The following is a 6,313-nucleotide window of genomic DNA, read 5'->3' as shown; positions in this document are numbered from 1 at the left end:
TCGTTACGATTTTTTGAACCGCTTGTTGACCTTCCGGCTGGATGAAATGTGGCGGAAGAAAGCTGTAAAAGAAATTGTTGCTGAGCATCCCCGGGAGGTAATGGATGTGGGGACGGGAACCGGTGATCTGGCTGTCAGGGTTGCCCGAAGATTGAGCGACACCCGTGTCATAGGATATGATTTCAGCAGTTCCATGTTAAAAATAGCTCAGAAGAAGGCCGAACGATATGGTCTGGATAATGTTGAATTCATTGAAGGCGATGCCGCTTCCATGCCCTTTGAAAGCGAGCGTTTTGATGTGGTGGGCATTTCTTTTGCCTTTCGAAACATAACCTTTAAAAATCCCAATACCGGCTTATATCTTAAGGAGATATACCGCACGCTCAAACCCGGCGGAAAATTTGTTATTGTGGAAAGCAGCCAGCCACGGCTTTCTTTGGTGCGCTTCTTATTTCATCAGTATTTGAATTATATTGTTTCAGGCATTGGCGGAAAGGTTTCCGGGTCAAAAGGGGCTTACCATTACCTTGCTTATTCCGCCCGCAATTTTTATACTCCGCAGGAATTAACCACCCTGCTGGAAGAATATGGGTTCGTGGCGGTGAAATATCGGCCCCTTCTTTTGGGTATAGCTGCCGTTACAGTGGCGGCCCGGCCCTCTTCCTGATATTTTGCCGGTTTTTACGGCAATCTCCTTTTGTATAAATCGGTAGACTAATGATATCAACTCATGCGAGCCTTATCTGATGATTTTTGTTTTTGCGTTGGGGGGAGCCATACTTTTTCCTTATTTTTATTGGCTATCATTTTATGAATAAAAAATTTATGATTTATGAAAATCAGTCATTTTATTCTTGTTGCGGTGCTTGTATTTACAGCCATTTTTTTGAATGTCAATACGGCACGCGCCATCAATCCGCCTGATTGGGAGGATCCTTCGATAATTGCTGAAAACAAGGAACCTGCACATGCATCCCTAATATCTTATGGAGATAAATCTGTGGCTTTAAAAGATGACAGAACCCAGTCAGCATTTTTCAGATCGCTTAATGGAAAATGGACATTTAACTGGGTGCGATCTCCTTCTGAACGGGTTTTAAGGTTTTATGAGCGTGGATTTTCAGCCGACGGCTGGGATGAGGTTTCTGTTCCCGGATGCTGGCAGATGCAGGGGTATGGAACTCCGATCTATACCAATGTAAAAGAGCCCTGGAGCCGTCACCGTGCGAATCCTCCGTTTATCCCCCATGATTATAATCCTGTTGGTTCCTATCGCAGAACATTTCACGTTCCGGATGGATGGGAAGAACGTGAAGTTTTTCTCACTTTTGACGGGGTTAAGTCGGCTTTTTATGTCTGGATGAACGGTAGAAAGGTTGGATACAGCCAGGGAAGCATGACGCCTGCTGAATTCAATGTCACCGATTATCTGGAACCGGGAGAAAATGTTTTGGCCGTGCAGGTTTACCGGTGGTCTGACGGAAGTTACCTGGAGGATCAGGATATGTGGCGTTTCAGTGGCATTTACCGGGATGTTTATCTTCACTCCACACCAAAGGCTCATATGAGGGATTTTTATGTCCGTACCGATCTGGATGAGCAATATGAAGACGCCACACTGGATCTGTCCGTCGATTTAAAACATCATGGAGGCTCTGAAATGGATGAACTGCAGGTGGAGATGAGCCTGTATGATCCACAAGGCGATGAGGTCTTTGCTGGTACCACCGGCGAATTAGTCCAATTGAAGCCGGAAGACGAGCAAACTGTCGAGCTTCGGGAAAAAGTAGAGCGGCCTGAAAAGTGGTCGGCTGAACAACCCTACCTTTATACCCTTTTGTTAAGTCTGAAAGATGCGGACGGGAATGTGCTCGAATGGCAAAGCGACCGCATCGGATTCCGTGAGATAGAGATAAAAGATGGCCGGTTGCTGGTCAATGGAAAGGCTGTTATGTTGAACGGTATGAACCGCCACGATCATTCGCCCATTGGCGGGCGTCATGTTACCACCGAAGAGATGGAAATGGATGTACAGCTTATGAAGCAATTTAATATCAATGCAGTCCGAACGGCACATTATCCCAATCATCCGGAGTTTTACGATCTGTGCGATGAATATGGACTTTATGTGTTTGATGAGGCCAATATTGAGAGCCATGCTTTCTGGGATCGTTTTACACGTGATTCTTTATGGAAACAAGCCTTTATGGAAAGGGGCATCCGCATGGTAGAACGCGATAAAAACCATCCCAGCATCATTGCCTGGTCGCTTGGAAATGAAGCAGGCATGGGAGACAATCATGTGGCCATTGCCCGATGGATCAAAGAAAATGAACCCACACGCCCGATATATTATCGGGACGGAGAAACCCACTGGAGTCTCGATATGCTTGGGAACCCTTCCTATCCTTCATTTGAGGATATTGATGAAATGGGCCGTAAGCAATATGACCGGCCCTATATTGTGGGTGAATATGCACATGCCATGGGTAATGCAGGGAGTAATCTTCAGGAATTCTGGAGGTTATTCAGAAAATACCCCACTGTTCAGGGAGGGTTTATTTGGGACTGGATTGATCAGGGCCTGCTAAAGGAAACGGAAGACGGCGAATCCTTTTTTGCTTATGGAGGGGATTATGGTTATGAACCCAATGACCGCAACTTTTGCATCAATGGCATGGTTTTCCCGGACCGTATTCCACAGCCCGAACTGTATGAACTGAAGAAGTGTGCGCAAAGCATAGACATTCAACCAGAGGATAAAGCCAGGGGAATGCTGAAGGTCACCAACCATTATAATTTTACCAATTTAAACAAATATCAGGCTCAATGGACACTCCGGGAAAACGGCCGTGTCATTCAGCAAGGGGCTTTAAATGATTTGGATGTGGCGCCGGGAGAAAGTACAAGGATTACCATACCTTTTGATAAGCCTGAAATGCAAGCCGGTGCGGAATATCATCTGGAATTGGCCTTTGTGCTTCCTGAAGACAATCTATGGGCTTCGCAGGGTCATGAAGTGGCCTGGGAACAATTCCAGTTGCCCTATGAAGCTCCTGATTTTAAGTCTTTGGATATGGAATCGCTCTCCAGAATTCTGATCACTGAAGGGGTTGATCAGACCAATATTAAGGGTTCGGAATTTAGCCTTACTGTTGATAAGAACCAGGGTACCATCTCTTCCTTTAGATATGATGACCGGTCACTCATCGCTCAGGGACCGCGGCTCAATTTATTTGCACCGATTATCCACAACTGGAATACGCATCAGGTACAGGAAGAGTGGAGGGGCCTGGATTCCCTGACGCATAGCAAGAAGAGGGTGGAGGTAGAACTGCTGAAACCGCAGCTCGCACGGGTAATCATTACCAATTTCCATGCCCTCCCCGGCAGATCGGATGGATTTTCTTCTGAAAATCGGTATTACATATTTGGCGATGGAACCATCGTGATGAAGAATAAAATTTCTCCCCAGGGTAATGTTCCGGAAAACCTTCCCAAAGTAGGAATGCAATTACAAATGCCTGGAACTTTTTCTCAGTTGTCCTGGTATGGACTGGGTCCTCATGAATCTTACCCCAGGCGAAAATCCAGTGTCCGAAATGGAATATATTCGGGAAGGGTTGAAGAACAATATGTACCATTTGTTGTGCCCCAGGAGCACGGCAATAAATGCGATACCCGATGGGCCACGCTTACCAGGGGTGATGAAAAAGGGCTGGCTTTTATAGGATTGCCATCATTGAATTTTAGTGTGCATCACCATGATAACATTTATGAGGCTCAGCATCCTTATGAGTTGGAGGAAACCGATCATGTGATCGTAGATCTGGATCACCGGATCTCGGATATCGATGGCCGCTACGAGCTTGTGCAAAACCAGGAATATGCTTTTGGTTTTATGCTCAAACCGGTTGTGGAAAAACAACCGGATCCGGGCGATATCCGTAGAGAAGCATTTCTTTCAATTGTTGAGACCTTTGAGGAATAGATAAGATTTCCGACTAAAAAAGCGCAAATGTATCAGGATTTTACTTCTTGCCCGGAAATTTCCGTTAGAAATGCAGAAAGTGCTAAAAGCATGATAACTGTTTTCTTCATCATATCTGACTGTTTTTTATCCATATAAAAGTATAAACAAATGTTTGGAATATGAAATATTTTAAGAATGGCTGGTGGTATTCCGAAATGGTATTTATATTTATTGATCTATAGGTGATTGAAACGAATGGATTAAAAATTTTGAACTTTCTTCAATCCAAAGTATATTGTGGCGTTTTTACAAGCATTTGATCCGGGCAGATATTGAGCAGAAGGAAATTAAGGAGGGTTCCGGGCTGTGTCTGTTAATGAGGCGGGAGTATTTTTTAATCAATTATAAAAAGGAGACGTATGGAGCAGAAAACGACGAATGCATTTGTAGTTGTTATTGCGATTATCGCTGCAACCGGAGGGTTGCTGTTTGGTTACGACAGCGGAGTGATTTCGGGTGCGTTGTTGTATATAAAGCAGGATCCTGTGCTATTGGCCAATGGGCAGGAAGTGATGCCCGAGCGAATCCAGGAATGGATTGTTAGCATTGTGCTGGTGGGTGCAACCATTGGTGCCATTTCCAGCGGGCGCCTTACGGATTTGTATGGGCGTAAGAAAATCATCATTTTTACAGCCATAGTTAATGCTGTTGGAACCTTACTATCGGCTCTGGCACCTGGTGTAACTGTTCTGTTGGTAGCCCGGGGTCTTGTGGGGCTTGCCATTGGAGTAGCTTCTTATACCGTACCCCTTTATATTTCCGAAATGTCACCGGCAAAAGTCAGGGGTACATTGGTTACACTCAATCAGCTTGCTATTACTGTGGGAATTCTGGTTTCTTATCTGGTCAATATTGGATTTTCCGATCTTCCGGCTGGCTGGAGTGCCTGGGGCATCAGCGAAGGATGGCGGTGGATGCTCATGATCGGCTTTTTCCCGGCTCTGATACTGGGGATTGGTATGATCTTCCTTCCCGAGACTCCACGCTGGCTGATGAGTGCCAATTATGAGAATAAAGCCCATAAGGTGCTCAGTAAAATAGGCGAGCTGAATCCTTCCAAAGTTGTTGGTGAGATTAAAGAAAGTCTGGCAAAAGAAGAGAAGGCCGGCTGGAGTGAATTGCTGGCCAAATGGGTACGTCCCGTTCTGATTATTGGTATAGGTATGGCTATATTGATGCAGGTTACCGGTATCAATACGGTCATCTATTATTCTCCGACGATACTGCAAAAAGCCGGATTTGTTGCTGAAGGCGATGCCATACTGGCTGCCCTGCCCATTGGAATAGTTAATGTGGTGTTTACGGTTGTTGCCCTGTTCCTTATTGATAAATGGGGCCGTAAACCATTATTGTACCTTGGTCTTGCAGGAATGGCCATTGCCCTTTTCGTGCTTGGATTTTCGTTCCTGTTCCATGGAAGTGTCGGGGATTCACTCAGGTGGTTAGCTTTTGGCAGTATGGTCATTTACATTCCGTTTTTTGCCCTCACACTGGGCCCCGTTGGTTATCTGATCATGTCGGAGGTTTTCCCCACACGTGTACGTGGACTGGGAATGAGTGTGGCATTGTTCTTTAACTGGGTGGCCAATTTTGTGGTGGCCAACACATTCTTATCTCTTGCGTCTGCCCTTACAGCAGAAGGCAATCAGATAGCCATTACAGGAGAATCCGGACCGAACCCGGGAGGATCTTTTCTGGTGTATGCCATTATAGCTATTATAGGAATTTTATTTGTTTACCGGATGGTCCCTGAAACCAAGGGTCATTCGCTTGAAGAGATTGAGCAGCATTTCCAGAAAGGGAAGCCGCCGCGTGAGTTGTAGGAGAATAAGACTGGAATAGTAATAATTTATTTGGAGGCTGTCCAAAATGTCCTTCGGGTTCTTTTGGACAGCCTCCCATTATATAATAAATTGCTGGTATAATTTCAATCATCTTATCAACCAATCAGTCAATCATTCAATCAACCAATCATTCAATCCCGCCTCCACTTCGTTTCTGCGGGCAGGCCCGCCTTCACTCCGTTTCGGTTGCTCACGCTAAAGCTTCAGCGACAGCGTGCGGGCAGGCCCGCCTCCACTTCGTTTCGGCGGGCAGGCATTCACTCATTTTCTCATTCAACAACAAAGGCTTATGATACCCTTCGAAAGCATTTTGATTCCCGATTACCTCCGTATGCATCAGGTTCCTGTTATAAATCCGGATATGCTTTAATCTTTTTGAGCCTTTGTTCTGATTTCCTGTTCGAAGGGAACCGCCATTGATATCATTGATTTCCTT

At 45.4% G+C, this 6,313-nt stretch carries 4 protein-coding genes; 3 read left to right on the top strand and 1 reads right to left on the bottom strand.

Annotation, left to right across the window (positions count from 1 at the left end):
- From KGY70_15405 to KGY70_15395, 3 genes are all read left to right on the top strand, one after another.
- Positions 1-667: ubiquinone/menaquinone biosynthesis methyltransferase (locus tag KGY70_15405; GenBank protein ID MBS3776582.1), on the top strand; the 667-nt coding region annotated here is incomplete at its 5' end.
- A gap of 165 nt (positions 668-832) precedes the next feature.
- Positions 833-3,991: a DUF4981 domain-containing protein gene (locus tag KGY70_15400; GenBank protein MBS3776581.1), complete on the top strand. Its 3,159-nt coding sequence runs from the start codon at positions 833-835 to the stop codon at positions 3,989-3,991.
- 401 nt (positions 3,992-4,392) lie between these two features.
- Positions 4,393-5,856, top strand: coding sequence for a sugar porter family MFS transporter (locus KGY70_15395; protein ID MBS3776580.1), 1,464 nt, complete (start codon positions 4,393-4,395; stop codon positions 5,854-5,856).
- Between the two features lie 211 nt (positions 5,857-6,067).
- Here KGY70_15395 and KGY70_15390 read toward each other — a convergent pair.
- Positions 6,068-6,313, bottom strand: a 246-nt coding sequence (locus KGY70_15390; protein MBS3776579.1) for a hypothetical protein, incomplete at its 5' end; no start/stop codon positions are given.

The organism is Bacteroidales bacterium (genome assembly GCA_018334875.1).
GTDB lineage: Bacteria > Bacteroidota > Bacteroidia > Bacteroidales > UBA12077 > JAGXLC01.
The sequence above is the reverse complement of the archived record's forward strand: the minus strand, read 5'-3'. Positions and strand labels throughout refer to the sequence as shown.